Below are 26,555 nucleotides of genomic sequence, written 5' to 3'. Positions count from 1 at the left end.
AGCGCTGGCGGGTAGCACACTCCGCAAAAGCAAAATATTAGCTTTAGCGGAGCGTGCCCATGTCTAGCCTCACTTCTCATCGGTCCAGCCTGGTGTTCCTCGCGGTCACGTTGCTGACGTTTCTCGCGGCTTCCAGTGCGCCGACACCGTTGTATCACCTGTATCAGGAGGGGCTGCATTTTTCGGCAGGCATGCTCACGTTGATCTTTGGCGTGTACGCCTTGAGCCTGTTGGCGGCGCTGTTGACCGTGGGCTCGCTGTCGGACCACCTGGGACGCAAGCCAGTGATTTTTACTGCGTTGGTCCTGAATATGCTAGCGATGCTGCTGTTCATCAATGAAGGCAGCGTGGCTTGGCTGATCGCCGCGCGTACCGTGCAAGGGTTTGCCACCGGCATGGCCACGGCGGTGCTGGGCGCGGCATTGCTCGACACCGACCGCCAACAGGGCCCGCTGGTCAACAGTGTGGCGCCTCTGCTGGGCATGGCGTGCGGTGCGATGGGCAGCAGTGTGCTGGCGGAGTTCGCGCCGCTGCCGACGCAGTTGATCTACTGGACGCTGCTGGCGCTGATGCTGGTGCAGGCGCTGTATGTATGGCGCCTGCCGGAAACCGTTGATCGCATTCCCGGTGCAGTGGCATCGCTGCGCCCAACGCTGCATGTGCCGCCCCAGGCGCGTCGAGCGTTGTGGTTGTCGCTGCCGGTGGACGTGGCGGTGTGGGCGATGGGGGGCTTTTACTTGTCCCTGGCGCCGTCGCTGGTGCGAGCGGCCACAGGCTCTACGTCGAACCTTATCGGTGGCGGCCTGGTGGCGGTGCTGACGTTGAGCGGGGCGCTGATGATCTTCACCCTGCGCAACCGCCCGGCCAGTAAGGTCCTGCGCCTGGGCGCGACGCTGTTGGCTGTGGGGGTGGCGCTGATCCTCACGGCAGTGCACAGCGCCAGCCTGCCGCTGTTTTTTATCGCCACGTTGATCGCCGGCAGCGGCTTCGGCGCCGGCTTTCTCGGCGCTTTGCGCAGTGTGGTGCCACTGGCCTTGCCCCATGAACGGGCAGGCTTGATGTCGGCATTCTATGTGCTGAGTTATTTGGCGTTTTGCTTGCCTTCGCTGCTGGCGGGCAACCTGATTCGCAGCTTTGGCCTGATTGCCACCACCGACGGGTACGGCGCAGTTCTCATCCTGCTGGCCCTGGGGGCGTTGGTCGCTTTGCTGCTGCAGGATTCGGCAAAGTCCAAGGTGGCCTGTATATCTGCAAAGTAGATAACAGTTAGAGATATTACCCGTTATATAGATATTCGATCAGGTTCTACCATGGTCTCAACCTCATGCGAGGAAGAGGATTGCCATCATGACCTGCTCGACGACCATCAGTTACAAACCCTTCAGTCACCTGACCCGCCCTCGGGAAGTGATTCGTCAGTTCACCCCCAACTGGTTCGCCGCGACCATGGGCACCGGTGTACTGGCGTTGGCCCTGGCGCAATGGCCGGTCAACCTGCCAGGTTTGCATGCCATTGCCGAAGGGCTGTGGTGGTTCACCATCGGCCTGTTTATCCTGTTCAGTGCCTTGTATGCCGCGCGTTGGTTGATGTTTTTCCACGAGGCGCGGCGGATCTTCGGGCACTCCACGGTCTCTATGTTCTTCGGCACCATTCCCATGGGCCTGGCGACCATTCTCAATGGCTTGCTGCTGTTTGGCCTGCCGCGCTGGGGGGGCGATGTGATCCCGCTGGCCGAAGCCCTGTGGTGGCTGGATGTGGCGATGGCCCTGGCCTGCGGTGTGCTCATCCCCTTCATGATGTTCACCCGCCAGGAACACAGCATCGACCAGATGACCGCCGTGTGGCTGCTGCCGGTGGTTGCAGCAGAAGTTGCGGCAGCCAGCGGTGGCTTGCTCGCGCCGCACCTGGCGGACGCTCACTCGCAACTGGTGATGCTGGTGACCAGCTACGTGCTGTGGGCGTTTTCGCTGCCGGTGGCGTTCAGCATCCTGACGATCCTGATGTTGCGCATGGCCCTGCACAAACTGCCCCATGCCAATATGGCCGCGTCGAGCTGGCTGGCGCTGGGTCCGATCGGTACCGGTGCCCTGGGCATGTTGTTGCTGGGCGGCGATGCACCAGCGATCTTTGCCGCCAATGGCTTGCCTGGCGTGGGGGAAATGGCCAATGGTCTCGGCCTGGTTGCAGGTATCACCCTGTGGGGCTTCGGCTTATGGTGGATGCTGATCGCGGTATTGATCACCCTGCGTTACCTGCGCGGCGGTATTCCGTTCAACCTGGGCTGGTGGGGCTTTACCTTCCCGTTGGGCGTTTACGCCCTGGCCACGCTGAAGCTGGCGAGCCTGTTGCATCTGGGTTTCTTTAATGTGTTTGGTAGCGTGCTGGTGGCGGCGTTGGCGCTGATGTGGCTGATCGTGGCCAAGCGCACTGTGCAGGGCGCCTATAAAGGTGAGCTTTTTGTTTCGCCGTGCATTGCAGGACTAGGGAATAAGTAGGCGGAGTTAGGTAAAGTCGTGGCCTGATAACTATTAGGCCACGCAGGAACACGGACGATGAGCCACCCCTCACAATTCACCTTGCTGCGCACACGGCGCTTCCTGCCGTTTTTCATCACCCAGTTGCTGGGCGCTTTCAACGACAACATCTTCAAGCAATCGCTGATCCTGGCGATTCTCTACAAGCTCACCATCGACGGTGACCGCACCATTTGGGTCAACCTGTGCGCCTTGCTGTTTATCCTGCCGTTCTTCCTGTTCTCGGCGCTGGCCGGGCAGTTTGGCGAAAAATTCAACAAGGATGCGTTGATCCGCGCGATCAAGATCGGCGAGATCGTGATCATGGCCGTCGGTGCCACGGGCTTCCTGTTCAACCATTTGGAATTGATGCTGCTGGCGTTGTTTGCCATGGGTACCCACTCGGCACTGTTCGGTCCGGTGAAGTACTCGATCATGCCCCAGGCCCTGCACGAAGACGAGCTGGTAGGTGGCAACGGCTTGGTGGAGATGGGCACGTTCCTGGCCATCCTCGCCGGCACCATTGGCGCCGGAATCATGATGTCGTCCACCCATTACGCGCCGATCGTGGCGGTGGCGATTGTCGGCGTGGCAGTGCTGGGGTACCTGGCCAGCCGCAGTATTCCACGGGCGGCGGCATCGACGCCGCAGCTGCGCCTGGATTGGAATATCTTCACGCAGTCCTGGGCCACGCTGCGCATGGGCCTGGGACAGACGCCGGCGGTGTCGCGCTCGATTGTTGGCAACTCATGGTTCTGGTTTGTCGGCGCGATCTACCTGACACAGATCCCGGCCTACGCCAAGGAGTGGTTGTACGGCGATGAAACCGTGGTCACCCTGATCCTCACGGTGTTCTCGGTGGGCATCGCCCTGGGCTCGATGCTCTGCGAAAAACTCTCCGGGCGTAAGGTGGAAATCGGCCTGGTGCCGTTTGGCTCGTTCGGCCTGACGGTGTTCGGCCTGCTGCTGTGGTGGCATTCCGGCGGCTTTCCACAGAACGTTCAAGCGAATGGTTGGCTCGCGGTGCTCAGCTATGGCCAAGCCTGGTGGGTGTTGTTCGATATCCTTGGCCTGGGTGTGTTCGGCGGTTTCTATATCGTGCCTCTGTACGCGCTGATCCAGTCGCGTACCGCCGAGAACGAGCGGGCGCGTGTGATCGCCGCCAACAACATTCTCAACGCGCTGTTCATGGTGGTGTCGGCGATTGTGTCGATCCTGCTGCTGAGCGTGGCCAAGTTGTCGATCCCTGAGCTGTTCCTGGTGGTCTCGCTGCTCAACATCGCCGTCAACACCTACATCTTCCGGATCGTCCCCGAGTTCACCATGCGCTTCATGATCTGGCTGCTCAGCCACTCCATGTACCGCGTGGAGCATCGCAACCTCGACCTGATTCCGGACGAAGGCGCAGCCTTGCTGGTGTGCAACCACGTTTCGTTTGTCGATGCACTGTTGATTGGTGGCGCGGTGCGTCGGCCGATTCGTTTTGTCATGTACTACAAGATCTACCGGTTGCCGGTGCTGAACTTTATCTTCCGCACCGCCGGGGCGATTCCGATTGCCGGGCGCAACGAAGATATTCAGATCTACGAAAAGGCCTTCACGCGCATTGCCCAATACCTGAAGGACGGGGAGTTGGTGTGCATCTTCCCGGAAGGCAAGCTGACCAGTGATGGCGAGATGAACGAGTTCCGCGGTGGCGTGACGCGCATTCTGGAAGAGACGCCGGTGCCGGTGATTCCGATGGCGTTGCAGGGGTTGTGGGGGAGTTTCTTCAGCCGCGATCCGAACAAGGGCTTCCTTCATCGAATCTGGTCGCGGGTGGTGTTGGTGGCGGGCGAGCCTGTTGCTGTGGACGCGGCTACGCCTGCGCAGTTGCAGGCGGTGGTTGGTGTTTTGCGGGGGAGTGTCAGGTAGTTCTGTGCTGGATGTACTGGCCTCATCGGGGGCAAGCTTCCTTCCACACTAGACAGCTCGGTCAAATGTGGGAGGGGGCTTGCCCCCGATGGCGGTAGCGGCCTAAGCGCTGATCTTAAGCCCAACAAGCCCGCAAATGATCAACGCCACACTGGCCAACCGAAACAGCGCCATGGACTCCCCGAACAGGACAATCCCGGCGATCACGGTGCCCACGGCACCCACGCCGGTCCAGATGGCATAGGCGGTGCCCAGGGGCAGTTCTTTCATGGCCAGTCCCAGCAGGCCGAGGCTGATGGCCATGGCGGCAATCGTCAGGACAGTGGGCAGTGGCTTGCTGAAACCGTCGGTGTACTTCAAGCCGACGGCCCAGCCGACTTCGAACAGGCCGGCAAAAAACAGAATGATCCAGGACATGATGACCTCGCTTTTTCAGGCGGGGTCGTCCCCGGGTTGTGCGCCTCGACAGCGTCGCGAGGTCGTCCCCGCGAAGCTCGGTAGAGTGCCGAAAATTGATCATTCGATCAAGTTTGCGGCGTGTTCTCCAATACGCGGCGGTCTTCCTTCTCGCTCATGCGACGGAAATACGTCGACAGCAGTGCCCCGGAAATATTGTGCCAGACACTGAACAACGCACTGGGCACTGCCGCCAACGGTGAAAAGTGCGCGCTGGCCAACGCGGCACCCAGCCCTGAGTTCTGCATGCCTACTTCCAGCGCCAACGACTTGCGTTGGGCCAATGGCAACTTGAACAAGCGGCCGGTGAAGTAGCCCAGCAAGTAGCCAAAGCTGTTGTGCAGCATCACCACGGCCATGATCAGCAGGCCCGACTCGGCGATTTTCGCCTGGCTGGCCGCCACTACTGCAGCGACGATGATCACGATGCTGACCACCGACACCAGGGGCAGCACGTCCACCGCGTGGCGGACCCGCTCGCCGAGCAGGCGTTGCGCGACCACGCCGAGCACGATCGGCAGCAGCACCACTTGCAGGATCGACCAGAACAACTCCATGAACGACACCGGCAACCAGGCCGATGCCAACAGCCAGATCAGTGCCGGGGTGAGCAGCGGGGCGAGGAGGGTGGTGACGGCGGCGATGGCCACCGACAGCGCCAGGTCGCCACGGGCCAGCCAGGTCATCACGTTGGAGGAGGTGCCGCTTGGGCAGCAACCGACCAGGATCACGCCGACGGCAATTTCCGGCGGCAGGTGAAAGGCCTGGCACAGCAGCCAGGCCACCCCAGGCATGATCACAAAATGCGCGACTACACCCAGGGCCACACGCCACGGGTGGCGAGCGACTTCGGCGAAGTCTTCAAGTTTGAGGGTCAGCCCCATGCCGAACATCACCAGGCCCAGCAGCGGGACGATGGCGCTTTTCAGGCCGATGAACCAGCTGGGTTCGAAGAACGCGACGACGGCGAAGATCAACACCCAGTAGGCGAAGGTATTGCCGACGAAGCGGCTCAAGGCGGCGAGTGCGCGCATGGGGGCGTCCTTGTTGTTAGATTCTGGAAGTGCAAATGCAGTCAAAAGTGGGAGAGGGCAAGCCCTCCCACATTTTGATCTTCACATGGCTTAAATGCCCTGTGGGGTTTCTTCGCCGCCGAGGGCTTCGATCAACGCTGGCAGGAAGTCGCCGAAGGTCAGCATCATCAGGGTAAAGCTGGCGTCCAGTTGGCCCAGCGCCTCTTCACCACCGTCCTGTTCTGCCTGGTCTTGCAGCAGGTCTTCGAACTTCAGGCGCTTGACGGTCATCTTGTCGTCGAGCATGAAGGACAGCTTGTCCTGCCAGGCCAGGGACAATTGGGTCACGACTTTGCCGGTGGTCAGGTGCAACTGGATTTCTTCGCCGGTCAGGTCCTGACGCTTGCAACGCACAATGCCGCCGTCTTCGTGGGTGTCGCGCAGTTCGCATTCGTCGAGGACGAAGAAATCATCGGCCGGTTTCTGGGTGGTGACCCAGTCGGTCATGATGGCGGTTGGCGCGGTTTTCACGGTGAGTGGGCGAACCGGCAGGGTGCCGATCACTTCACGCAGGGTGGAGAGCAGGTCTTCGGCGCGTTTCGGGCTGGCCGAGTTCACCAGGATCAGGCCCTGTTTCGGCGCGATGGCGGCAAAGGTCGACGAACGACGAATAAAGGCGCGGGGTAGGAAGGCCTGGATGATTTCATCCTTGATCTGGTCGCGTTCCTTTTTATAGACCTTGCGCATTTGCTCAGCTTCGATCTCTTCGACTTTCTCTTTGAGTGCATCACGCACCACGCTACCTGGCAGGATGCGTTCTTCCTTGCGGGCGGCGATCAGCAGGAAGTCACCGCTGACGTGAACCAGGGGAGCGTCCTCGCCTTTACCGAAAGGCGCGACGAAACCGTAAGTGGTCAACTCCTGGCTTGCACAAGGGCGCGCCAGTTTGGTGGCCATGGCCGCTTCCAACGCCTCGGCATCAACAGGCAGATCTTGGGTCAGGCGATAGATAAGCAGGTTCTTGAACCACATGGGGTGAGTCTCTCCTTTATACAAAGGGGGGCATTATTCTCTTGATAGCGCCTCAGGCCAACCCTGCCTAAGCCATTGGAAGGCCTCAAAAAAAAGATTTAAGAAAGTGCTTGCCAGACCCAAGGTCGCTCCGTAGAATGCGCGCCACACCGAGACGAAGGGTGATTAGCTCAGCTGGGAGAGCATCTGCCTTACAAGCAGAGGGTCGGCGGTTCGATCCCGTCATCACCCACCATTCGCTTCAAGTGTTACGCGCAGCGGTAGTTCAGTCGGTTAGAATACCGGCCTGTCACGCCGGGGGTCGCGGGTTCGAGTCCCGTCCGCTGCGCCATATTTGCTTCCACTAAGGCCCACTGAACGCCTGGAAGCCACGGAGATAGCGGCCTTGAGCCGCTTTTTTCGTTTTCTGAATTCCACTGGAATCCATCTCCAGCCACGGTTTTTAAGTACACATTTAAGTACACCGCTGGCACAGCCTTTTACGATTCCTTGCGCATCAATTTTCGTATTGGTTCGTCTACCGCTGGGTTGTATTCCTCTCCTTGATGCAAAAGGAGGTGTCTGATGGCTCTGACAGATACAGCGATAAAGCAAGCCAAGCCCGCCAGCAAGCCTTATACGTTAACTGATGGGGATGGCTTATCTCTGCAAGTTCCCACGACGGGTTCGAAGCGCTGGCATTTCCGTTTCTATTGGAATGACAAGCAATTGCGTATTTCCCTTGGCATCTATCCCGACGTCAGTCTCAAGGAGGCTCGCCAGCGGAGAGAGGCTGCACGTGCGCTGGTGGCCAACAATATCGATCCCCGCTCACATCGTCGCGCCGAGCGCCAAAAAGCCTCTCACGCCGCCAACAACACGTTTGAAGCGGTTGCTGGTCGCTGGCATGAGTTCCGAAGTAAAAAGCTGACGAAAAGTAAGAAGGGCAGTGCAGGGCAAGCGAGTAAATACCTGAAGAAGGACATGCTGCCGTGTTTGGGCGATCTTCCGATCTCAGATATTTCTCGTGGTGACGTGCTGGAGCTCATTAGGCGAATTGAGCGCAGAGCGGCGCTGGTCTCTGCTCGAAAGGTGCGCACCTGGCTCAACCAGATTTTCCGTTTTGCCATAGCGGAAGGGCTCGTTGATGTGAACCCAGCAGCAGATCTTGATATCGTTGCTGAGACGCCGCGGCCAGTTCGCCATAATCCTTTCCTCCAGGTAAATGAACTTCCAGGACTGCTCAGGACCGTAACCAACTATGGGTGTGCAGAAGCGACACGGCTTGGTATCCGTCTATTGCTGTTGACAGGGGTGCGTACAGGAGAGCTACGGGCGGCGACGCCAGACCAATTCGACCTCGACAAGGGGATCTGGCTGGTGCCGCCGGAGGGTGTCAAGCAACTCCGGAGTCGTGTTCGAACCCAGAGGAATGAGATCCCACCTTATGTAATTCCACTGTCTACCCAAGCAATTGCAATTGTGCAGCGGCTAATGCAGTTAAGGGCGCGCGGTGCGCGGTATCTGCTGGTACACCGATACGAACCGCAGGAAATGATCAGTGAAAATACCCTTAACACCGCGATCAGCCGCATGGGTTACAAAGGAAGGCTCACTGGGCATGGCATCAGGGCCACCATCTCAACGGCGCTCAACGAGGTGGGCTTTGTAGAAGAGTGGATTGAGGCGCAGCTTTCCCATGCGGATGCCAACAAAATTCGCGCTGCATATAATCATGCCGAATACGTCGAGCCGAGGCGTAGGATGATGCAATATTGGGCGGACTTATTAGATGCGCTAGAGAGTGGGGTTTCGCCGCCTAACCCTGAAGCATACATGGCGCAGGGCGGCCTACGCTCAATGGATTTTCTGAACGCGCAGCAGGAATCTGTTAGCTATAGTATGGGGTGCTAGGAGGCGAGTGTTCGAATCACTCCGACCCGACCATATCTTCCAATTGCTTAGCCCAATTTTTTCAGGTTGGGCTTTTTCATGCCTGCAAAATTGCTCCCACAGATATCTTGGACCTTGGTAGCTCTGCGAGACTCAGTGTGAGTTCGCGCCGCTTTTGGCCCTTTTTCGCGCTGCCATTGGCACCAATCCTGTCTGATATTTCTCTTCCTTTCTCCGCTTTTTCGCATGTTAGATAGCCTTGCCAAACGCCCTGTTTTACGGCCGATTAGGCCGTTTTTCCTCACCCGCTGCGCGGCGCTAAACCCTGGAAGCTCAGTTCCGATTCTTCGTTCTTAAAGGTCAGCATCCCTAATCAGTGAAACCGGCTGCTCGTCAAGCGGGCCGTGCCTTTGAATACAAACGGAAGCGGCGAAAGCACCTTTAGGCCAGACTTCCGATTGTGCGCTAGGGAAACGGAACAGTGTGCGGGGAGGGAAGGGTGGGCAATCGCCAGATCTGCGAAAGTCTCTAGTCGCTGGCCGAGCGTTTTGATCCCAAGGCCAAGGGCCGATTTGGAATCAAACCATCGCGTCCAAGAGCCTGACTCATACCTCCAAATTCGGCGTTTTTGGGCCCAAACCGCAGTGCCAAACAGACCGCAAATTCACCCGACTTCTTGCTGTTTTGGTGACAAATCATTTTGCAGGTAGTTGGCACCGATTGAGTTCCGCTGACCCCACGAAAGATCCGCCGGCAGCGGCTTCTAGCGGTCAGCTCGGGATTTCTTGCAAGGTCCTGGCCGGTGCCACATCCGCTGCGAACTCACATTTGGTCCTAGCCTAAGTAAGTTGCTGCAAATAGGCCTTCGGCGAACACCCTGTTTTTTGCTTGAAGCAACGGTAGAAAGTGGACAGCGAGTTAAAGCCTGAGGCGCTGGCAATTTCATCAATGCGCGAGGCGTGGTGTTGCGCATTCAAACGTGAAAGGGCCTCATCCAGGCGCAGCTGATTGAGCAGCGTATAAAACGTTTGCCCCCGAACCTGATTGAGAAAAAACGAGATCTGGTTGCGTGTGTAGCCAGTCGATGCCGCAACCTGAGACAGGTCCAGGCGTGGATCGAGATAGGGCTTGGTCTGCTCGAAGTACTGCTGCAAATCATTGGCAAGCGCCCCGACCTGACGGGCTGATAATCCCAAACGATTGACGGCCTCAGCGCTATAGGCCTGGCGGGTTAACGTTGGGGCATGATTGACCAGCATCGCGTGTTCGTTGACTTTAATGATCAGCCCGTCCCGTACCGACAGCGCTTCAACAGTGCGGAATGAAACAAGACCCTCGCTGCCATTGAGCGTCACTCGGTACTGCAAGAACGCGGTGTCGCCATCGATGCGCAAGCGATCGGTGTAAATCTGAAACTCTTCTGATCCCACCGGCATGCTTGCCGCGAGATAGTCGCGCAATTGCGAGTAGTCGATGGTCCGGTTCTGGAAAAAATCGTTGTACTCGATGGCTGGGTGATAGAGAGCCATCACGGAGTCCAGGTCGCGCCGCTTCCATGCCTCGTGATAACGCACCACAACTTCATGAGTCTGTGTGCTCGAAGGATCCGCCGGGAAGGTTGGGGTGGTGGGTAAATCAGGTACTTCCACAACGAGCTCCAGGGTGCAGAACAGGGCAAAGTCCAGAGTATTCCAGAAGCCGCACTTTTCCGCCCGTGTCCGCTGCGATGTTTACCTGCCCGTTGTGCCTGTGAAAACGTCGGTTATTGCTTTAGCGTCAGCCCAGGAATTTTACGGAGCATGAGCGCATGACACTTCACATCGCGAACCAGTCCCTGGCGGACGCTCGGCCTTATCCTGTCTGGCAGGAAGCACAAACGCCTGCGACTGCCGCGCCAAGGCTCACGGGTGAAGTGACCTGTGATATTGCGATTGTGGGCGGCGGATTTGTCGGGCTATGGACTGCGCTGATGGCGCGTCAGCGCTGGCCTGAAGCAACCATCGTTGTGCTTGAAGCCGGACAGTGCGGTGGCGAAGCCAGCGGTCGTAATGGCGGGTTCTGCGCGCCAAGTATTTCCCACGGTGTTTCCAATGCGCTGAAACGTTGGCCCAAGGAGGCGGAGCAACTGGTTCGACTGGGCAGGGAAAACCTGGTGGCATTTGAGGAGGATCTGCAGCGCTATGGCATGGACGTAGCGTTTGAGCGCTGCGGAAAATTGAATGTCGCGAGTCAGTCCTGGCAGGTGGAAGGGCTAAGGTCGATGCAGCGTAACTACGAGCGCTTTGGCATCGCCTGTGAATTTCTGGATGGCGAGGCTCTCAAGTCACACCTCGACTCACCGGCCTATGTTGCGGGCGTTTTTGAGCCCAATTATGCGTTGCTGAACCCGGTTAAGATGGTTTCAGAGCTTCGACGCGTGTGCCTGGCGCAAGGCGTGCAGCTGTTCGAACATTCTCCGGTAACCGCGCTGCATCACGACGGCAGTCATCAGGTACTGGAAACCGGACTAGGCACTGTAAAAGCAGCCAAAGTCGCACTCGGCACCAACATCGCGCCGCCGTTGCTGGGGGAACTGAAGTCCAAGGTCATTCCCATTTATGACTACGCATTAGCGACTCAGCCGCTCGACGATGCTCAGCTGCGCGCAATCGGTTGGGTCGGCCGCTACGGGATTGCTGACAGTGGCAATCAGTTTCACTACCTGCGCAAGACCGAAGACAACCGCATCCTCTGGGGTGGTTACGACGCCATCTATCACTTCGGGAGCCGGCGCGATGAGGCGTTGACGCAACGTCCCGACAGCTTCGCGACACTGGCACGGCAATTTCAGTTGGCCTTCCCTGTCTTGGCGGACGTCATGTTCAGTCATGCCTGGGGCGGCATCATCGATACCTCCGCGCGCACCACAATGTTCTGCGGCACTTCGTCTGACGGCTGCATTGCCTACGCCCAAGGGTTCACGGGGCAGGGCGTGTCCGCCAGTCGTTTCGCGGCGTTGACCATGCTTGATTTGCTCGAGGGCAAATCGACCGAGCGCACGAAACTGGCAATGACCTCGACGGCACCTTTTCCGTTTCCACCCGAGCCCCTGCGTTATGTGGGCGTGTCGCTGGCGCAGCGCTCACTGGCCCGCGAAGACCTTACCGGGCACCGCGACTGGCTGCTCAAAGGGTTTGATGCGCTGGGTATCGGTTTTGATTCTTGAACTGGAGTGAGAATGACCATGAGTAAACCTGATCACATCATCGATTTTGCCAACCCCGATATGCCCGTCGTCGAGTTGGAAACCAGTGACCCCGAAGCGGTCGACACCCCGTATCGCAGTCGTAGCTGGCGGCACTTTGTGGCGCCGGAGAAAAAAGCGGTCGCAGGAATCTGGGAGGCACCGGAGCACCTCGAGCGATGTGAATGCGACTACGACGAACTCTGTCATTTGCTCGAAGGACACGTTCGTCTGACCGACAGCAATGGTGTCAGCCAGGAGTTCAAGGCCGGCGCCACGTTTGTGGTCGCCGCCGGCTTCAAAGGCACTTGGGAAAACCTGACGCGGGTGCGCAAGGTGTTCATGATCCTCAGGGGTTGAGGGTGAGCGGCAGAGATCAAATGCGTTGAAACCGCTAGGCGTCAGGTAGCGCCATGATTGCTCGCGCAGCAATGTCCGTGCCACGAGTCGCCTGCATATTCTTGCTGAACGTTTCGAGGCGCTGTTTCATCGACTGATCGGCCAGCAGTTGTTCGAGGGCGGCGGGTAGCGCGGACAGTGGCTCGGCAAAACGCGGCAAGTAGCGGCCGACGCCGACTTCCTCGGCGCGTGCGGCATTGTCGTGACCGTCCCAGCAGTAAGGAATGATCAGTGACGGCAAGCCGAAGTACAGCGCTTCGCAGAAACTGTTGTTACCACCGTGGTGGATGAACAACTGGCACTCCTTGAGCACGGCCGGCTGTGGAAACCAGCTGTCCAGATACACGTTGTCCGGGACTGTGGTGTACATCTCCCGATAGGCGCCAACGTTGATGAGAAAGCGATAGGGCAAGGTTTCGATGGTCCCGATCAGGCGCTTCATCATGTCGGTGTCGGCGGCACCGAGGCTGCCGAAGCTGATGTAGATCAGCGGCGCGTCGTTGTGTCGTGGGAAGTCGGGAACGATGTAAGGCGCCTCGCGGCGTACGCAACCGTCGAGGTACACATAGCGCTGTGGGTTCAGCGGTGACTGGCGTTCATAACGCACCGGCGTCGGCGACAGCAACAGGTTGAGCCACGGTGAATCGTTGAGGAACTGGCCGGGTGGGCAGGGCGCCGTGCCGTTGCTCGCGAGAAACTGCGAAAAGCGTTCATGGGCCGGCGCGACGGATTTGCGGTAATGCTCGGTAAAACGTTCGCGGGCATCCGCGTCGCTGGCCAGGCAGCCTGACAAATACGGCGGCACGGCGGCATCCGGCAGTTCGGTTTCAGCGCAGGAAACCATCCGCACCCACGGGCATCCCGCGTTGGCGATGGCGGGGAACATGACCACGTTGTCGAGGACGATGACGTCCGGTTTAAGGCGCCCGAGCAACTGTTGCAGCGGTTTTTCCGCTTCAATCGCGGTATCTATAATGGCTTTCCAGGCTGGCGCTACATAGCTGTCGATCTGTGCCAGCGGAGTCTGGTCGAAGTAGGGAATGTTGCGCTCAATAAAACGTTCCCAGTAATGCTGGTGTTCCGCTGCCGACAATGGACGGGCTTGTGGAATCGGGTACTCGTCGAAGCCATATTCGGCGAAGAGTCCCTGAAAATGTTCGTGGCAGATAAAGACCGGTTTTGCTCCCAGCTCACGCAGCGATTGGGCAATGCCAATACAGTTCAAGGCCGCGCCGAAACTGGCTTCCGGAAACAATGCGATCAGTTTTTGTGTGTGCATGGCGAGGACGTCCGAGGCGGGTACAGCCCGCCGTGCCTGAAGATGACGTGATGCTGTCTTATTTTATAAAAAAAATCATCATGTTTTTTGAGCTGTTCAGCGAAGCCCGAACAACTGGCCCTGCGGGATGCCGCGGTTGGCAGTTTGCGGGCGCTGGGCGGCACTCAGGCGCAGGTGCAGTCGCAGCAGGTCGGCGGCGATCTCCAGCTGTCCGCGTTCGATGTGCGCAATGATTTGCAGATGTTCGCGCAGGGCTTCCTGGAGGCGGTGCACGCTGACGGTCGGCAGCAGGTTCGGCAGGCGTCGAAGGCTCTGATGCTGGAGCAGGGCGTCACCGATAAAACGATTGCCGCAGCTCTGGCCAATCAGTTCATGGAAGCTTATGTCCAGCTCGCGAAATTGCTGAATGTCGAAATTTTCTACCGGGCTTGAGAGAAGGGTTTGCATGGCGCTACGCAGCAGCGCCAGGCGTTGCGGGTCGGCATTGAAATGCGGGCTGAGCAGAGCTTCCGGCTCCAGAATCAGGCGGAATTTGAGGCTTTCTTCGAGGGCGGCGAGGCTGTTCAGTGAGGGGCGGAACAGCCAGGACTGGCCGGGGCCGCGCTCGATGGCCTGGCTTTCACTCAGTTGTTGCAGGGCTTTTTGAGCGGCCGGCCGGCCGATGTCGTAACGGCGCATCAATTCGCTGATGCTGATGCTGTCCCCGAGGCGTCCGGCCATGCGGTCGCGCAGCACCGAGGTCGCCAGCTCTTCTTCCTCGGCTTGTGGCAATGCTGCATTGAACGCCTGGCCAGTTGGCGGTGCGATCAGTCGATAGCCTTTGCCGGCCTCATGACTCAGCAGGTTCTCTTCCAGCAGCACTTTAAGTGCGCCACGAATCAGTGTGCGTGACACCTGGAATGTTCGCGCCAGCGCTTGCTCGGCCACTGGATCGCCGGCCACCAGTCCGGTTTCCTGGGTGTGCTCCAGAATCCGGCGGGCGAGTTCCAGGTGATTGGTGCGAGGTTTTTTCTCGGGTGTTGTGCTCAAGCGTCTGATCTCTTTTGGTCGCATCGACTCCGGTGCTCATCTTATGCCATGCATCGCAAAAACGGTCAGGCGCAAAAAAAACGTTGACATCCAATCATGCTGGTCCTAATTTCTAAAAAAAAACACAAGCAATCGTTTCTCTTTACGCCGTACTGCCTTCGAACACAAAAAATAATCAATCGTCGGGTGAGTATTATGAGAAAGCTGAAAGGCCTTATGTGTCTGGGATTGAGCGTCTCCCTGGCGATCGCTTCACAGGCTGCAAGTGCAAAAGACATGGTGATTTCGATCTGGGACGGCTACATTGCCCCGGATGCGCTGGACAAGTTCAAAGCGGCCAGCGGCGTTGACGTCGACAAGGCGTTGCACGCGACCAACGAAGAAATCATGGGCAAGCTGATGGCGTCTGGCGGTGAAGGCTATGACGTTGTGTTCGTCTCCTCTCCCTTCGCCGAAGTCCTGCACAAGCAAGGTCTGCTGGCAGACATCGTCCCCGTCAAAGTCCCCAATCTAAAAAACCTTTATCCCGAAGCCACCCAGCTGGAATATGACCCGGGCAACCATTTCTCGGTGCCGTACACCTGGGGCACGACCGGGATTTGCTACCGCTCCGACAAGGTCACACCGGCGCCGATGAGCTGGAACGAACTGCTCAACCCTAGCGATGCGCTCAAAGGCAAAGTGACGATGCTCGCCACCGACCGCTGGATGCTCGGCGCCGGGTTTCTGGCCAAGGGCTGGTCAGTCAACGACAACGATCCCGAACAGATCGCGGCCGTGCGCGATCAGTTGATCGCCACCAAGAAACGCATCCTCGCGTTCGACGACACCACCTTCTACTCCAAGCTCGCTTCCGGCGAATCGCTGATGGCGCATGCCTGGGATGGCTGGTGCAACTACGGCACCCAAGCCAATGCGGCCATCAAGTTTGTCGTGCCCAAGGAAGGTTCCGACCTTTGGGTGGACACCATGGTTGTACTGAAAAGCTCGAAGCATCAGGAGGAGGCGTTCAAGTTCGTCAACTTCATGCTCGCCAGGGAAAACCACGTTTGGGTGGCTGAAAACATCCTCTACAAAATCCCCAACCAGGCCGCAATGGCTGGTTTGTCCCCTGACCTGCTCAAGCAATACCCCAACTTGACGATCGCCCCGAGCGAGCTGTTGAAGATGGAACAGTTGCGCGATCTGGGTGGCACTACGCAAAAGGCCTACACCCGGGCCGTCACCGAAATCATGGCGGCACAGAACTAAGCCTCACAAAACGTAAGCCGCATCGATTCGAGGCATGCCCCGCATGCCTCGCCACGCTCGCAAGCCGCCTCCGTTCCGGGGCGGGAGGATATGGGTAATGAGTGCTTTGCATGCTGACAGGCGTCTGTCGGCCTGGCTTCTTGCGCCCGGCTTTGGCTGGCTGCTGACCTTTTTGGTGATCCCGTGCCTGCTGGTGCTTGTCTACAGCTTCGTCGAGCGCGGTGCTTATGGCGGTATCGACTGGCTGTTTACCTGGGAAAACTACCAGCGCGCGTTCGATCCGCTGTACCTGGGCATCTTGCTCAAATCGGCCAAGATCGCCGGTCTGGCGACGGTGTTTGCGGTGCTGATCGGCTACCCGGCCGCCTACGCCATTGCTCGTGCTCCGCGGCGCCGGCAAGCGGTGTTCCTGTTTCTGGTGATGCTGCCGTTCTGGAGCAACTACCTGATCCGCACCTATGCCTGGATCGTCCTGCTTAACCGCGAAGGCTTGATCAACCGGATGCTGCAGATGTTCGGCTACAGCGGCGAACCGATCAGCTTGCTGTACACCGAAGCGTCGGTGGTGCTGGGGCTGGTCTACAACTACATCCCGTTTGTGATCCTGGCGATTTTCTCTTCGCTGTCACGGATCAACAACGAGCTCTGGGATGCGTCGAAAGACCTTGGTGCCTCGGGCTGGATGACTTTTCGGCGGATCATCCTGCCGCTGAGCGTGCCCGGTGTTGCGGCCGGCGCCGTGTTTGTCTTCGTCTTGAGCATCGGCAACTTCATTACGGCCGACCTGTTGGGCGGCAAGCAGGTGCAGATGGTCGGCAACCTGATTTACTCGCAATTCCTCACGGCGCGGGACTGGCCGTTCGGCGCGGCGCTGAGCTTCTTCCTGATCGCGATCATGCTGGTTCTGTTGTTCATTCAGGCATTGGTAGCTCGTCGTGCAGAAGGGGGCCGCGCATGAGTCAGTCACGTTCGGTTGGCGGCACGGTGCTCAGCACGCACCTGGGTTTGGTTTACGCCTTCCTTTATGTGCCGATCCTGGTGTTGATCCTGCTGTCGTTCAACAAGTCAGGATTACCCACTGCGTGGGGCGGCGTTTCACTTAAGTGGTACGTGGCGCTGGCGCATAACTCGGCCATTTTGTCGGCGGCCCTCAACACCTTGATCGTCGCGCTGTCGGCGACCTTCATTGCCTGCGTACTCGGGACTTTCCTGGCGCTGGGCATTGAGTTGCGCCGCAAGGGCAATGACAAGGGGCAGGTGGTCGACACCTTGTTGATGGCGCCGATGATCATTCCCGACATCGTCCTGGCGATTGCGCTGCTGAGCTTTTTCAACCTGCTCAAGGTTGGGCTGGGCCTGCACTCGATCATCATCAGCCACGCCGTGTTCAACATCGCTTTCGTTTGCGCAGTGGTGCGCACGCGGCTCAAGCACTTCGACTATTCGATTCTCGAGGCCTCGATCGACCTGGGTGCGAGCTGGTTCACCACCTTTCGCCGAGTGCTGCTGCCGGCGATTTTCCCCGGCGTGCTGGCGGGTGGATTGCTCTCGTTCACGTTGTCGGTGGACGAATTCATCATCGCCTTTTTCAACTCCGGTTCCGGCCAGGCTTCCACCACGTTGCCGATGCAGATCTACGCCATGATCCGTTTTGGCGTCACCCCGGAAATCAACGCTCTGGCGACGCTGGTGATGCTGGTCAGCATCACCGCGCTGCTGGCTTCGCAGCGTCTCAACAAGGCTCCTCGCACCCATGAATAATTCATCTGCGGTACTGATCCTGGACAAGGTCAGCAAGTCTTATGGCAACGGTCTGGCGGTCGATGAGGTGTCGCTGAACATCCGCGAGAATGAGTTCTTTGCGCTTCTGGGTCCATCCGGCTGCGGCAAGACCACGCTGTTGCGCATGCTCGCCGGCTTCGAAACACCCAGCGCCGGCTGCATTTACCTGGATGGCCAGGACATCTCGCCGCTGCCGGCCAACAAGCGTCCGTTGAACCTGATGTTCCAGTCCTATGCGCTGTTTCCCAACATGACCGTGCGCAAGAACATCGCCTACGGGCTGGAGATGGAGCGTCTGCCTGAGTCGGAAATCCGTCGTCGGGTTGATGAAGTGCTGAGCACCGCGCAGCTCGGTGAGCTGGCGGATCGCAAACCGGATCAGCTCTCCGGTGGTCAACGTCAGCGTGTCGCACTGGCGCGGGCACTGGTTAAACGGCCGCGGGTGTTGCTGCTCGATGAGCCGTTGGGCGCGCTCGACAAAAAGCTTCGGGAAAAAATGCAGCTCGAACTCAAACGCCTGCAACTCGAGAGCGGCATCACTTTCATCATCGTCACCCACGATCAGGAAGAAGCGTTGGTGATGTCGGATCGCATGGCCGTACTCGACGGCGGCAAGGTCTGCCAGTGCGGCAGCCCGACCGAACTCTACGAAAATCCCAACAGTCGGTTTGTCGCCAACTTTATCGGCGTGAGCAACCTGTTTGAAGGTGTGCGTTCGGGCGAGCGCACGGTGCGCGTCAACGGCCAGGAGCTGGCGGTCGAGACCGATGCGCCGTTGATTCCGGGGCAAAAGGTTGCCGTCGTCGTTCGCCCGGAACGTTTACAGGTGCTGGCGGAGGAGGGCGACGACTGTGCCAATCGGGTGATCGGCAATATCGTCGAAATCGCCTATCACGGCCTCGACACCAACGTGCATGTGCAAACAGCGCTCAGCGACAAGGCCTTGATCGTCCGGGTGCCGTCCTCGCAATTCGAATTTGCTCATTTTGCTATCGGTATGAGCGTCCGGCTCGGCTGGCAGGCTCGCCACGCCCGTGTTCTGACGCGCTGAACAATAAAAAGACCAGGCAGGAGTACCCCTCGATGAAACAGAAAGTGATCGCCTTCTTTCCGGAAGCCGCTTATGGCCCGGCGCTGAACTCAGTCGGTATCGCCCAGGCGTGTGAAGCCCTCGGCCACAAAGCAGTATTCCTCACCGACCCCGGCATGAGTGGCGTGTATGCCGGGTATGGTTTCGAAGAACACATGGTCAACATGTCGGCGCCCATGCCGGCCGAAGAAATGGCCCGTTACTGGGTCGATTTCATCAACGGCCACATTCCCAACTTCCGCAAATCGCCACTCGATCAAATCGACAACTACGTAAAGGAATGCTGGGCCGCCATCGTCGATACCGCGAAGTGGGCGCAAAAGGATTTGCCGGCGGTGCTGGACAAGGTCAAACCGGACCTGATTTGCGTCGACAACGTGATCCTGTTCCCGGCGATCAAGCAATACGGCAAGCCTTGGGTGCGGATCATTTCCTGCTCGGAAAACGAAATCGAAGACCCGGATATCCCGCCGCACCTGTCAGGCATGAGCATCGACGACAAGGCCGGTCACGCACAGTTTCGGCAGCGTTTTGAAGACGTGATCGGGCCGATCCACGAAGACTTCAACCAATTCCTGCAAGCCCATGGCGAGCAGCCGTATCCGCTTGGCACGTTCTTCGAAGCCTCGCCTTGCATGAACCTGTTGCTGTACCCGGACGCGGTCAAGTTCGAGCGCCGTCATCCGTTGCCGGCCGAGCGCTTTCACTACCTGCAAGGGTGCGTGCGTCACGATACGACGTACGAGATTCCCGAGTTCCGCGCCAACAACGACAAGCCATTGCTCTACGTCAGTTTTGGCAGCCTCGGTTCCGGCGATGTCGATTTGCTCAAACGCCTGATTGCTACGGTAGGCACGTTGCCTTACCGCGCGCTGTTCAATGTCGGTGAGCACCTCGATGAATACCCGGACCTGCCGGACAACGTGCTGATCTCCAACTGGTTCCCGCAGCCGTCGGTGATTGCCCAGGTCGATGCGGTGATCCACCACGGCGGCAACAACAGCTTTACCGAGTGCCTGTTCTTCGGCAAACCGGCGATTGTCATGTCGTACGTCTGGGACGGTCACGACAACGCCATGCGCGCCGAAGAAAGCGGTCACGGTTTCAAGCTCGATCGCTACGACTGGAGCGAAGCGCAGTTGGCGGAAAAACTCGCCGCCTGCCTCAACGACGAGGCGATGCGCCAACGTTTGCGGCACACCAGCATGCAAATGCAATCACGCAAAGGGCCAGCGGACGCGGCCGCCATTCTCGACAAGGTGCTTAACAATGCCTGAGCAAAACACCGCGGCGGGTTTTACGCCGTACCTCGAAGCCGTCAGCAGTCGCACCGATCTAGTGGACTGGGGCGTGCAGAGTGAAGCCGTCGAAGGCGTCTCGCACTCCAGCGGCCGACTGTTGTTCAAAGGCCCGAATAACAGTCCTGAAACCGGACTTTGGGTCTGCACGCCCGGTCGCTGGCGGCTGTCGATTCCCCGCGACGAGCTGTGCCATTTCATCGCAGGCAATGCTACTTACCGCAATGACGACGGTGAAGTGATCGAAGTTCGTCCCAACACACTGGTGTTGTTCCCGGCTGGCTGGACCGGGGAATGCCACGTCCGGGAAACCCTGCGCAACGTTTACATGCTGGCTTGAACCTGAATTTTTTTGGAGAGCAACAATGACTACCCCGTTTCTGTACGACCCGCTGAGCATCACCGACGTCAAGGATTGGGGCGTGATCCCGACCATGCTTGAAGGTCAATCCCATGTCTCCGGCGTGGTGCTGCACAAAGGCCCCGAAGGCCAGTCCGAGTGCGGTGTGTGGATCTGCACGCCGGGTAAATGGTTTTGCCATGTCACCAGCGACGAGTTCTGCCATTTCCTCGAAGGCCGCTGCACGTACGTCCATGAGTCCGGCGAAGTGATCGAGATCAAACCCGACACGGCTGCCTTTTTCTGCAAGGACTGGAAAGGCATATGCACCGTCCATGAGACGGTGAAAAAGGTCTATATGATCCGGTGAATGCCATGACTGATACACGTGCGTTTTCGCCGACTCGTGAGGACCAGCGCGCAGCCTTTCTGGCGGGTGCCGGCTTCGCCGAGGCGCAGCTGGTTGCGTTGCCGGCGGATGCCTCGACCCGGCGCTATTTTCGTTTAAGCGGTGAAGGTTTGCTGCTGATGGACTCGCCACCGCGCAGCGAGCCGATCGGTCCGTTTGTGCAGGTTGCCCGTCACTTGCACGGGCTGGGGCTTTCCGCGCCGGCCCTGGTGCAGGTTGACGAAGAGGCGGGTTTGGCGCTGATCGAAGATTTCGGTCACGACACCTACACCCGGTTGTTGGCGGCGGGGCATCCGGAAGCGGCGCTGTATCGCTTGGCTGTCGATGCGCTGGTGGCGCTGCATCGCGCGCCACCGGCGGCAGAAATGGCGCCCTACGATGCCCGGCAACTGAGTGACGAGTGTGCGCTGCTGATCGACTGGTATATCCCGCTGTTGATTGGCAAGGACGCGGCGCTGGACCTGCGCGAGTCGTTTCTGACGCTGTTCGCCGAGGCTTGCGGCGATGTCGCGCAACGTCGCGAAGCCTTGGTGTTGCGCGACTTTCACGTCGACAACCTGATGCTGCTGGAAGGCCGCGAAGGCGTTGCGGCCTGCGGACTGCTGGATTTTCAGGACGCACTGATCGGTGCGGCGGCGTACGACTTGATGTCGTTGCTCGAAGACGCTCGCCGCGACGTGCCCGAAGCATTGCGCGTGACGCTGCTGACGCACTACCTGATGCAGCGTCCGGAGCTCAATGCGCCGCGTTTTCTCGAGGATTACCGGCGGCTGGCCGCCCAGCGTCACGCCAAGGTGCTGGGGATTTTTGTGCGCCTGGCAGGCCGCGACGGCAAGCACGGTTACCTGGCGCATCTGCCACGCACCCTCGGTTTGTTTGTTCGAGCGCTGGACGCTGAGGCCTTTGCTCCGCTGCGCGATTGGCTCAACCGGCACGTACCGGGTTGGCGCGAGGATCTATCGCCCGCGACCTTGGCGACGTTGCGCGAAACCCCTTATCGATTGGTTCAAGGATCATCCCATGGCCACGTTTAACACTGACACTGCCCTGCGTTTCATCAATTCGGAGTACCTGCTCCTGACGAATGCCCGCACCCGCGAAGTGCTTGACCCGGCGACGCTGCAACCTGTCGGGCAGGTAGGCCTATGCGGCGAAGCCGACGTGCAAGCCGCCGTCGATGCCGCCACCACCGCGCAAAAACAATGGCGGTTGATCGACGCCAAAAGCCGTGCCGCGCGCTTGCATCAGTTGGCCAATGCCATCGAACAGAACGTCGCCTGCAACCGCGAAGTCGCGCGGTTGATGACCCTGGAAATGGGCAAGCCGTTTCCCGAATCCATGGGTGAATTGGCGAACTGCGCGCCGATCTTTCGCTACTACGCGGAAATGGCGCGGGACGATGCGGGCAAGGTCGCCGGCACCACGCAGATCGGCTCGTTCCAGCATGTGCGTTATGAGCCGTATGGCGTCAGCGTGCACATCATGCCGTTCAACTTTCCGATCCTGTTGATGTGCTGGACGGTCGCTGCATCGCTGGCGGCGGGCAACGCCTGCATCGTCAAACCGGCGGAAGCCACAACCCTTTGCACGCTCAAGTTCATGGAGCATTTCACCTCGCTGTTGCCGGGTCTGGTGTCTTGCGTGCCGGGCGATGCGCTGACTGCGCAGTTGCTGGTGAAGTCGAGCGGGACTCACGCCGTGGCTTTTACCGGCAGCGTCGCGGCGGGCAAAGCCGTGGCGGTGGCGTGTGCAAAACAAATGAAACCGTGCGTGATCGAGGCCGGTGGCAGCGACCCGCTGATCATCTCAAAACACGCACCACTGGACGTCGCGGCGGCAGGAGCGGTGACCGCTGCATTCCACCTGAGCGGGCAGATTTGCACCTCGGCAGAACGCTTCTATGTGGTCGATGAGGTCCACGATGAGTTCGTCGAGCAGTTCGCCGAACGTACCCGCGCCTTGCGCATTGGCCATGGTCTGGAGCGTACGGAAATCGGGCCGATGGTCAGCGAAGCCGCACGCAATAAAGTCATGCGCCTGGTCGACGACGCCGTGGCCAAGGGCGCGACGCTGGTATGCGGCGGGCGGATTCCGCCACAGCACACGGTGGGCTGGTTCTACGAACCGACCATTCTCACCGGCGTGACCCGCGACATGGCGATCCTCCAGGAAGAGTGCTTCGGCCCCGTCGCGGCGATTTGCCGTGTCAGCGATTTCGACGAAGCGGTGCGTCTGGCCAATGACTCGCCGTTCGGTCTCGGCGCATCGCTGTTCACCACCGATCTTGCCGAAGCCATGGAAGCCGCCGAGCGTCTCGAAGCCGGGATGGTCTGGGTCAACAACCCACTGATCGACAACGACGCGCTGCCGTTTGGTGGCTGGAAGATGTCAGGCCTGGGACGCGAACTCGGGCGTCAGGGCCTTGAAGCGTTCCGTCGCTCGAAAATGGTCATCATCGATCACCAGCCGAAGATCCAGGACTGGTGGTATCCGTATGCCGACGACGTGTTTTATCGCGATCAGGTTTAACGCCGCGGTACTTGGGAGGATCGCAATGAGCGACAACATTTCCTGGTCAACCCTGGCGGTGATTCTCGCGGCCGGGCAGGGCACTCGCATGCGTTCGCAGTTGCCGAAAGTCATGCACCCGGTGGGTAATCGACCGCTGCTCGGCCATGTGCTGGCGGCGGTCGAGGCCGCGGGCATTGAGCAAGTGGCGGTGGTGCTGGGGGCTGGCAGTCGACCGGTTAACGATTACTTGCAACGGGTTGCGCCCACGGCACAACTGTTTACCCAGCACGAACAATTGGGTACGGCGCACGCATTGCTCGCCGCCCGCGCCGCGTTACAGGCCCATGAGCAGGGCTGCGTGCTGGTGCTGTTTGGCGATTCACCATTGATCAGTCCGCAGACATTGTTGCAGCTGCGTCAGACGCTGATCGACGGTGCGGCGGTTGCGGTTGCAGGGTTTCACACTGAAAGCCCCGGGCCTTATGGGCGACTGCTAGTGGAGGACGGCCGCTTGCTGGCAATCCGCGAAGCCAAGGACGCCAGCCCGCAAGAGTTGGACGTCGGCTTCTGCAATGGCGGTGTCATGGGCTTGCGTGCCGACACCTGTCTCTGGTTGCTGGAACGCATCGGCAACCAAAACGCGCAAGGCGAGTACTACCTCACCGACGCGGTGGCCGTGGCCAACAGCGCCGGGCTGCAAGTGACGGCGGTGGAGGTAGGTGAAGACGACGTGCTCGGGGTGAATGATCGCGAGCAATTGCATGCGGCCGAACAGCTTTTCCAACAGCGTCGACGCCAAGCGGTCATGCAATCGGGCGTCAGCCTGATGGCGGCGGACACGGTGTTCTTCAGTGCCGATACACAGCTGGCCAGGGACGTGTGCATCGAACCTTGCGTGGTATTTGGACCAGGGGTGAGCGTGGGCAGCGGGGTGCGGGTGGATGCGTTCAGTCGTCTGGAAAATATTCGGCTGGAGCCGGCGATGAAAGAAGGAGTGTGCCATGCGTGATTATCAACGGCTGTACATCGGCGGCGAATGGATCGCGCCGGTACAGCGTGGGGTTTTCGAGACCGTTGACCCGAGCGATGAATCGGTTCTGGCGCAGGTCGCCGCCGCCACGTCGGACGATATCGACCTGGCTGTCGGCGCCGCACGCAAGGCATTCGACGAAGGTGACTGGCCGCGCTGGACAGGCGCGCAGCGTGCACACGTACTGCGGCGAATCGCCGATGGTATCCGGGCACGTCAGGACGAATTGGCCGCCATCGAAGTACGCGACAACGGCAAGCCGCTGCCGGAAGCGCTGTGGGACATTGCTGACACGGCCGGTTGTTTCGACTTCTATGCCGGCCTCGCCGAAGGTTCGGACAAACACAGCGAGCAGGCGATCAGCGTGCCGGATGAACGCTTCAGTTCCTCGGTGATCAAGGAGCCGGTGGGTGTGGTCGCGGCGATCATTCCGTGGAATTTCCCGATGCTGATGGCGTCGTGGAAAGTCGCTCCAGCACTGGCGGCTGGCTGCACCGTGGTGCTCAAACCGTCGGAACTCACACCGCTGACCGCCCTTGAACTGGCGGGCATTGCCGATCAGGCAGGCTTGCCGGCGGGGGTATTGAATGTCGTCACCGGGCTGGGGCGAGAGGCTGGCGCACCGCTGGCCGAACATCCGGACGTGGACAAGATTGCCTTCACCGGCAGCGTCCCGACCGGGCGCAAGATCATGCAAGCGGCAGCGGCCGAGATCAAAAACATCAGTCTGGAGCTGGGCGGTAAATCGCCCTTCGTGATCTTCGCTGACAGTGATCTCGACGCCGCGGTGGAATGGATTCTGTTCGGGATTTTCTGGAATCAGGGCCAGGTCTGTTCGGCCACTTCGCGCGTAATGGTGGAGCGCGCGTTATACCCGGCGCTGCTGGAGGGTTTGATCGCTGCCACCGAGCAGATCCAGATCGGCCAAGGCTTTACTGACGGTGTGAAACTTGGGCCGCTGGTGAGCCAAGGGCAACGGGACAAAGTCCTTGAAGCGATTGCGGCCGGTCAGCAAGAGGGCGCGCGACTGGTGTCGGGCGGCACACGTCCGGCCCATCTGCAGAAGGGTTATTACCTGACCCCGGCGATTTTCGCCGATGTGCCGGAACAGAGTTCGGTGTGGCGCGAGGAGATTTTCGGCCCGGTGGTGTGTCTGCGTGCATTCGATACGGAAGCCGAAGCGATTCGCCTGGCCAATGACTCGCCCTTCGGCCTGGCAGCGGCTGTCATGTCGCGTGATATTCCACGCTGCGAACGGGTTGCCCGACGCTTTCGCGCCGGAATCGTCTGGGTCAACTGCTCGCAACCGACCTTCGTGGAAGCGCCTTGGGGCGGCTACAAGCAGAGCGGTATTGGCCGTGAACTGGGTGAGTGGGGCTACAACAACTACCTCGAAACCAAGCAAATCACCCAATACAACGGTGGGGCCTGGGGCTGGTATTTGAGCTGAGCCAACTGTTAACTCCACGCCCTGTAGCAGCTGGCGAAGCCAGCGTTCGGCTGCCACAGGTGCGTGTTTGAGTGAGTTTTCGGGCACCGTCCAGTGTGCATCTGAATAGTCCCTGAAACCAATCCCCCGGTGGTTGGTGTCGAGCAACAGCAAAGCAAAGACTTCGTGCTCGTGGTACTGCAGCAGTGTTTGTAAGTGGCTGAAGACGTGCTTAGGCTCAGTCAATGCCAGGCCTTTCGACAAACGACTCATCGCGAGTTGTTGAGCCATCTGCAGGATGTCAGCTTCGGTGATTGGTGATTCCAAGACAGAAGTACCGGTCGTTTCACCGGCTATGAGCTTGTGATTGTTGGCGCCGATGCCGAATTGATCCAGTTACCGAGATGAATCGCCCCGGATTCTCTAGACACCTTGCAAGCTCATTGCATAACGCTTTTCAAACTCTACCGGTGACAGCTGATTGTTGAAACCATGGCGGCGTTTTGCGTTGTAGAACATCTCGATGTAATCAAACACATCACTACGAGCATCTTCGCGCGTGGAATAGATTTTCCGCTTGATCCGTTCCCGCTTTAGAAGCTGGAAAAAGCTCTCAGCCACGGCGTTGTCATGACAATTGCCTCGGCGGCTCATGCTGGCAACCAAATTGTTCGCCTTCAAAAA

General features: G+C 59.1%; 24 protein-coding genes, 2 tRNA genes and 1 pseudogene. 19 read left to right on the top strand and 8 right to left on the bottom strand.

What is annotated here, in order from left to right; genetic code table 11:
- Positions 1-59: 59 nt before the first annotated feature.
- The 3 genes from FBY10_RS22690 (at position 60) to FBY10_RS22680 (ending at position 4,428) form a co-directional block, all read left to right on the top strand.
- Positions 60-1,259, top strand: coding sequence for an MFS transporter (locus FBY10_RS22690; protein WP_131699164.1), 1,200 nt, complete (start codon positions 60-62; stop codon positions 1,257-1,259).
- Between the two features lie 88 nt (positions 1,260-1,347).
- Complete coding sequence (locus FBY10_RS22685) at positions 1,348-2,496, top strand: TDT family transporter (RefSeq protein WP_145337982.1); 1,149 nt, start codon at positions 1,348-1,350, stop codon at positions 2,494-2,496.
- 57 nt (positions 2,497-2,553) lie between these two features.
- Complete coding sequence (locus FBY10_RS22680; protein ID WP_145337980.1) at positions 2,554-4,428, top strand: MFS transporter; 1,875 nt, start codon at positions 2,554-2,556, stop codon at positions 4,426-4,428.
- Between the two features lie 102 nt (positions 4,429-4,530).
- Here the strand turns inward: FBY10_RS22680 and sugE are convergent, their stop codons facing one another.
- The 3 genes from sugE to rdgC all read right to left on the bottom strand — a co-directional run bounded on the left by sugE (position 4,531) and on the right by rdgC (position 6,929).
- Positions 4,531-4,845: a quaternary ammonium compound efflux SMR transporter SugE gene (gene sugE, locus FBY10_RS22675; RefSeq protein ID WP_131699167.1), complete on the bottom strand. Its 315-nt coding sequence runs from the start codon at positions 4,843-4,845 to the stop codon at positions 4,531-4,533.
- A gap of 107 nt (positions 4,846-4,952) precedes the next feature.
- Entirely contained in the window at positions 4,953-5,918 is a 966-nt protein-coding gene (locus FBY10_RS22670) for a bile acid:sodium symporter family protein (protein WP_131699168.1), read from the bottom strand.
- Positions 5,919-6,008: 90 nt separating this feature from the next.
- Entirely contained in the window at positions 6,009-6,929 is a 921-nt protein-coding gene (rdgC, locus tag FBY10_RS22665) for a recombination-associated protein RdgC (RefSeq protein ID WP_027607105.1), read from the bottom strand.
- A gap of 159 nt (positions 6,930-7,088) precedes the next feature.
- Between rdgC and FBY10_RS22660 the strand changes: the two genes are divergently transcribed.
- From FBY10_RS22660 to FBY10_RS22650, 3 genes are all read left to right on the top strand, one after another.
- Positions 7,089-7,164: transfer RNA gene (locus tag FBY10_RS22660), tRNA-Val, on the top strand.
- A 19-nt stretch (positions 7,165-7,183) separates the two neighbouring features.
- Positions 7,184-7,260, top strand: a tRNA-Asp gene (locus FBY10_RS22655).
- Between the two features lie 233 nt (positions 7,261-7,493).
- Positions 7,494-8,822 carry an integrase arm-type DNA-binding domain-containing protein gene (locus FBY10_RS22650; RefSeq protein WP_145337978.1) on the top strand — a complete coding sequence of 443 codons (1,329 nt, stop codon included), beginning with the start codon at positions 7,494-7,496 and terminating at the stop codon, positions 8,820-8,822.
- A gap of 818 nt (positions 8,823-9,640) precedes the next feature.
- Here FBY10_RS22650 and FBY10_RS22645 read toward each other — a convergent pair.
- Entirely contained in the window at positions 9,641-10,450 is an 810-nt protein-coding gene (locus FBY10_RS22645; RefSeq protein ID WP_145337976.1) for a nuclear transport factor 2 family protein, read from the bottom strand.
- A 158-nt stretch (positions 10,451-10,608) separates the two neighbouring features.
- Here FBY10_RS22645 and FBY10_RS22640 point away from each other — a divergent pair, with 158 nt between their 5' ends.
- Positions 10,609-12,006: an FAD-binding oxidoreductase gene (locus FBY10_RS22640; protein ID WP_145337974.1), complete on the top strand. Its 1,398-nt coding sequence runs from the start codon at positions 10,609-10,611 to the stop codon at positions 12,004-12,006.
- A gap of 18 nt (positions 12,007-12,024) precedes the next feature.
- Positions 12,025-12,384 (top strand): cupin domain-containing protein, encoded by a 360-nt coding sequence (locus FBY10_RS22635; RefSeq protein ID WP_256663577.1) that lies wholly within the window; start codon positions 12,025-12,027, stop codon positions 12,382-12,384.
- 34 nt (positions 12,385-12,418) lie between these two features.
- Here FBY10_RS22635 and FBY10_RS22630 read toward each other — a convergent pair whose 3' ends face one another.
- Both FBY10_RS22630 and FBY10_RS22625 read right to left on the bottom strand, forming a co-directional pair.
- A complete protein-coding gene (locus tag FBY10_RS22630; RefSeq protein ID WP_145337970.1) occupies positions 12,419-13,702 on the bottom strand; it encodes a glycosyltransferase in 1,284 nt (427 codons plus the stop codon).
- 96 nt (positions 13,703-13,798) lie between these two features.
- On the bottom strand, positions 13,799-14,731 hold the full coding sequence (locus FBY10_RS22625; RefSeq protein WP_145337969.1) for a GntR family transcriptional regulator: 933 nt from the start codon (positions 14,729-14,731) through the stop codon (positions 13,799-13,801).
- Between the two features lie 276 nt (positions 14,732-15,007).
- Here FBY10_RS22625 and FBY10_RS22620 point away from each other — a divergent pair, with 276 nt between their 5' ends.
- The 11 genes from FBY10_RS22620 (at position 15,008) to FBY10_RS22570 (ending at position 25,892) form a co-directional block, all read left to right on the top strand.
- Positions 15,008-15,982 (top strand): spermidine/putrescine ABC transporter substrate-binding protein, encoded by a 975-nt coding sequence (locus FBY10_RS22620; RefSeq protein ID WP_256663576.1) that lies wholly within the window; start codon positions 15,008-15,010, stop codon positions 15,980-15,982.
- Positions 15,983-16,079: 97 nt separating this feature from the next.
- Positions 16,080-16,940, top strand: a complete 861-nt coding sequence (locus FBY10_RS22615) for an ABC transporter permease (RefSeq protein WP_145337965.1) — start codon at positions 16,080-16,082, stop codon at positions 16,938-16,940.
- Positions 16,937-17,743: an ABC transporter permease gene (locus FBY10_RS22610; RefSeq protein WP_145337963.1), complete on the top strand. Its 807-nt coding sequence runs from the start codon at positions 16,937-16,939 to the stop codon at positions 17,741-17,743. The genes FBY10_RS22615 and FBY10_RS22610 overlap by 4 nt, the downstream gene beginning before the upstream one ends.
- Entirely contained in the window at positions 17,736-18,815 is a 1,080-nt protein-coding gene (locus FBY10_RS22605) for an ABC transporter ATP-binding protein (protein ID WP_145337961.1), read from the top strand. Before FBY10_RS22610 ends, FBY10_RS22605 begins: the two co-directional genes overlap by 8 nt.
- A 32-nt stretch (positions 18,816-18,847) precedes the next feature.
- Positions 18,848-20,131, top strand: coding sequence for a glycosyltransferase (locus FBY10_RS22600; RefSeq protein ID WP_145337959.1), 1,284 nt, complete (start codon positions 18,848-18,850; stop codon positions 20,129-20,131).
- Positions 20,124-20,492, top strand: a complete 369-nt coding sequence (locus tag FBY10_RS22595) for a cupin domain-containing protein (RefSeq protein WP_145337957.1) — start codon at positions 20,124-20,126, stop codon at positions 20,490-20,492. The genes FBY10_RS22600 and FBY10_RS22595 overlap by 8 nt, the downstream gene beginning before the upstream one ends.
- Positions 20,493-20,517: 25 nt before the next feature.
- Positions 20,518-20,862: a cupin domain-containing protein gene (locus FBY10_RS22590; RefSeq protein WP_145337956.1), complete on the top strand. Its 345-nt coding sequence runs from the start codon at positions 20,518-20,520 to the stop codon at positions 20,860-20,862.
- A 5-nt stretch (positions 20,863-20,867) separates the two neighbouring features.
- A complete protein-coding gene (locus tag FBY10_RS22585; RefSeq protein WP_145337954.1) occupies positions 20,868-21,935 on the top strand; it encodes an aminoglycoside phosphotransferase family protein in 1,068 nt (355 codons plus the stop codon).
- Positions 21,922-23,430 carry an aldehyde dehydrogenase gene (locus FBY10_RS22580; protein WP_145337952.1) on the top strand — a complete coding sequence of 503 codons (1,509 nt, stop codon included), beginning with the start codon at positions 21,922-21,924 and terminating at the stop codon, positions 23,428-23,430. The genes FBY10_RS22585 and FBY10_RS22580 overlap by 14 nt, the downstream gene beginning before the upstream one ends.
- Positions 23,431-23,455: 25 nt before the next feature.
- The gene (locus tag FBY10_RS22575; protein ID WP_256663575.1) at positions 23,456-24,421 is read left to right on the top strand and encodes an NTP transferase domain-containing protein; all 966 of its coding nucleotides are present in this window, start codon (positions 23,456-23,458) and stop codon (positions 24,419-24,421) included.
- Positions 24,414-25,892, top strand: a complete 1,479-nt coding sequence (locus FBY10_RS22570; RefSeq protein ID WP_145337950.1) for an aldehyde dehydrogenase family protein — start codon at positions 24,414-24,416, stop codon at positions 25,890-25,892. Before FBY10_RS22575 ends, FBY10_RS22570 begins: the two co-directional genes overlap by 8 nt.
- A gap of 82 nt (positions 25,893-25,974) precedes the next feature.
- Here the strand turns inward: FBY10_RS22570 and FBY10_RS31865 are convergent.
- A pseudogene (locus FBY10_RS31865) lies at positions 25,975-26,252 on the bottom strand (JAB domain-containing protein); the annotation flags it as partial.
- Positions 26,253-26,294: 42 nt separating this feature from the next.
- The coding region (locus tag FBY10_RS22560; protein ID WP_145337948.1) for an IS3 family transposase at positions 26,295-26,555 on the bottom strand (261 nt) is incomplete at its 5' end.

The organism is Pseudomonas sp. SJZ103, from assembly GCF_007828335.1.
Classification (GTDB): domain Bacteria; phylum Pseudomonadota; class Gammaproteobacteria; order Pseudomonadales; family Pseudomonadaceae; genus Aquipseudomonas.
Note: the sequence above shows the minus strand (reverse complement) of the source record. Positions and strands in the feature narration are given on the sequence as shown.

Bases quoted from the DNA above. Each gene is read 5' to 3' on its own strand.
- FBY10_RS22690 (WP_131699164.1), top strand. From the start codon at position 60: ATGTCTAGCCTCACTTCTCATCGGTCCAGCCTGGTGTTCCTCGCGGTC.
- FBY10_RS22685 (WP_145337982.1), top strand. From the start codon at position 1,348: ATGACCTGCTCGACGACCATCAGTTACAAACCCTTCAGTCACCTGACC.
- FBY10_RS22680 (WP_145337980.1), top strand. From the start codon at position 2,554: ATGAGCCACCCCTCACAATTCACCTTGCTGCGCACACGGCGCTTCCTG.
- sugE (WP_131699167.1), bottom strand. From the start codon at position 4,845: ATGTCCTGGATCATTCTGTTTTTTGCCGGCCTGTTCGAAGTCGGCTGG.
- FBY10_RS22670 (WP_131699168.1), bottom strand. From the start codon at position 5,918: ATGCGCGCACTCGCCGCCTTGAGCCGCTTCGTCGGCAATACCTTCGCC.
- rdgC (WP_027607105.1), bottom strand. From the start codon at position 6,929: ATGTGGTTCAAGAACCTGCTTATCTATCGCCTGACCCAAGATCTGCCT.
- FBY10_RS22650 (WP_145337978.1), top strand. From the start codon at position 7,494: ATGGCTCTGACAGATACAGCGATAAAGCAAGCCAAGCCCGCCAGCAAG.
- FBY10_RS22640 (WP_145337974.1), top strand. From the start codon at position 10,609: ATGACACTTCACATCGCGAACCAGTCCCTGGCGGACGCTCGGCCTTAT.
- FBY10_RS22635 (WP_256663577.1), top strand. From the start codon at position 12,025: ATGAGTAAACCTGATCACATCATCGATTTTGCCAACCCCGATATGCCC.
- FBY10_RS22630 (WP_145337970.1), bottom strand. From the start codon at position 13,702: ATGCACACACAAAAACTGATCGCATTGTTTCCGGAAGCCAGTTTCGGC.
- FBY10_RS22620 (WP_256663576.1), top strand. From the start codon at position 15,008: ATGGTGATTTCGATCTGGGACGGCTACATTGCCCCGGATGCGCTGGAC.
- FBY10_RS22615 (WP_145337965.1), top strand. From the start codon at position 16,080: ATGAGTGCTTTGCATGCTGACAGGCGTCTGTCGGCCTGGCTTCTTGCG.
- FBY10_RS22610 (WP_145337963.1), top strand. From the start codon at position 16,937: ATGAGTCAGTCACGTTCGGTTGGCGGCACGGTGCTCAGCACGCACCTG.
- FBY10_RS22605 (WP_145337961.1), top strand. From the start codon at position 17,736: ATGAATAATTCATCTGCGGTACTGATCCTGGACAAGGTCAGCAAGTCT.
- FBY10_RS22600 (WP_145337959.1), top strand. From the start codon at position 18,848: ATGAAACAGAAAGTGATCGCCTTCTTTCCGGAAGCCGCTTATGGCCCG.
- FBY10_RS22595 (WP_145337957.1), top strand. From the start codon at position 20,124: ATGCCTGAGCAAAACACCGCGGCGGGTTTTACGCCGTACCTCGAAGCC.
- FBY10_RS22590 (WP_145337956.1), top strand. From the start codon at position 20,518: ATGACTACCCCGTTTCTGTACGACCCGCTGAGCATCACCGACGTCAAG.
- FBY10_RS22585 (WP_145337954.1), top strand. From the start codon at position 20,868: ATGACTGATACACGTGCGTTTTCGCCGACTCGTGAGGACCAGCGCGCA.
- FBY10_RS22580 (WP_145337952.1), top strand. From the start codon at position 21,922: ATGGCCACGTTTAACACTGACACTGCCCTGCGTTTCATCAATTCGGAG.
- FBY10_RS22575 (WP_256663575.1), top strand. From the start codon at position 23,456: ATGAGCGACAACATTTCCTGGTCAACCCTGGCGGTGATTCTCGCGGCC.
- FBY10_RS22570 (WP_145337950.1), top strand. From the start codon at position 24,414: ATGCGTGATTATCAACGGCTGTACATCGGCGGCGAATGGATCGCGCCG.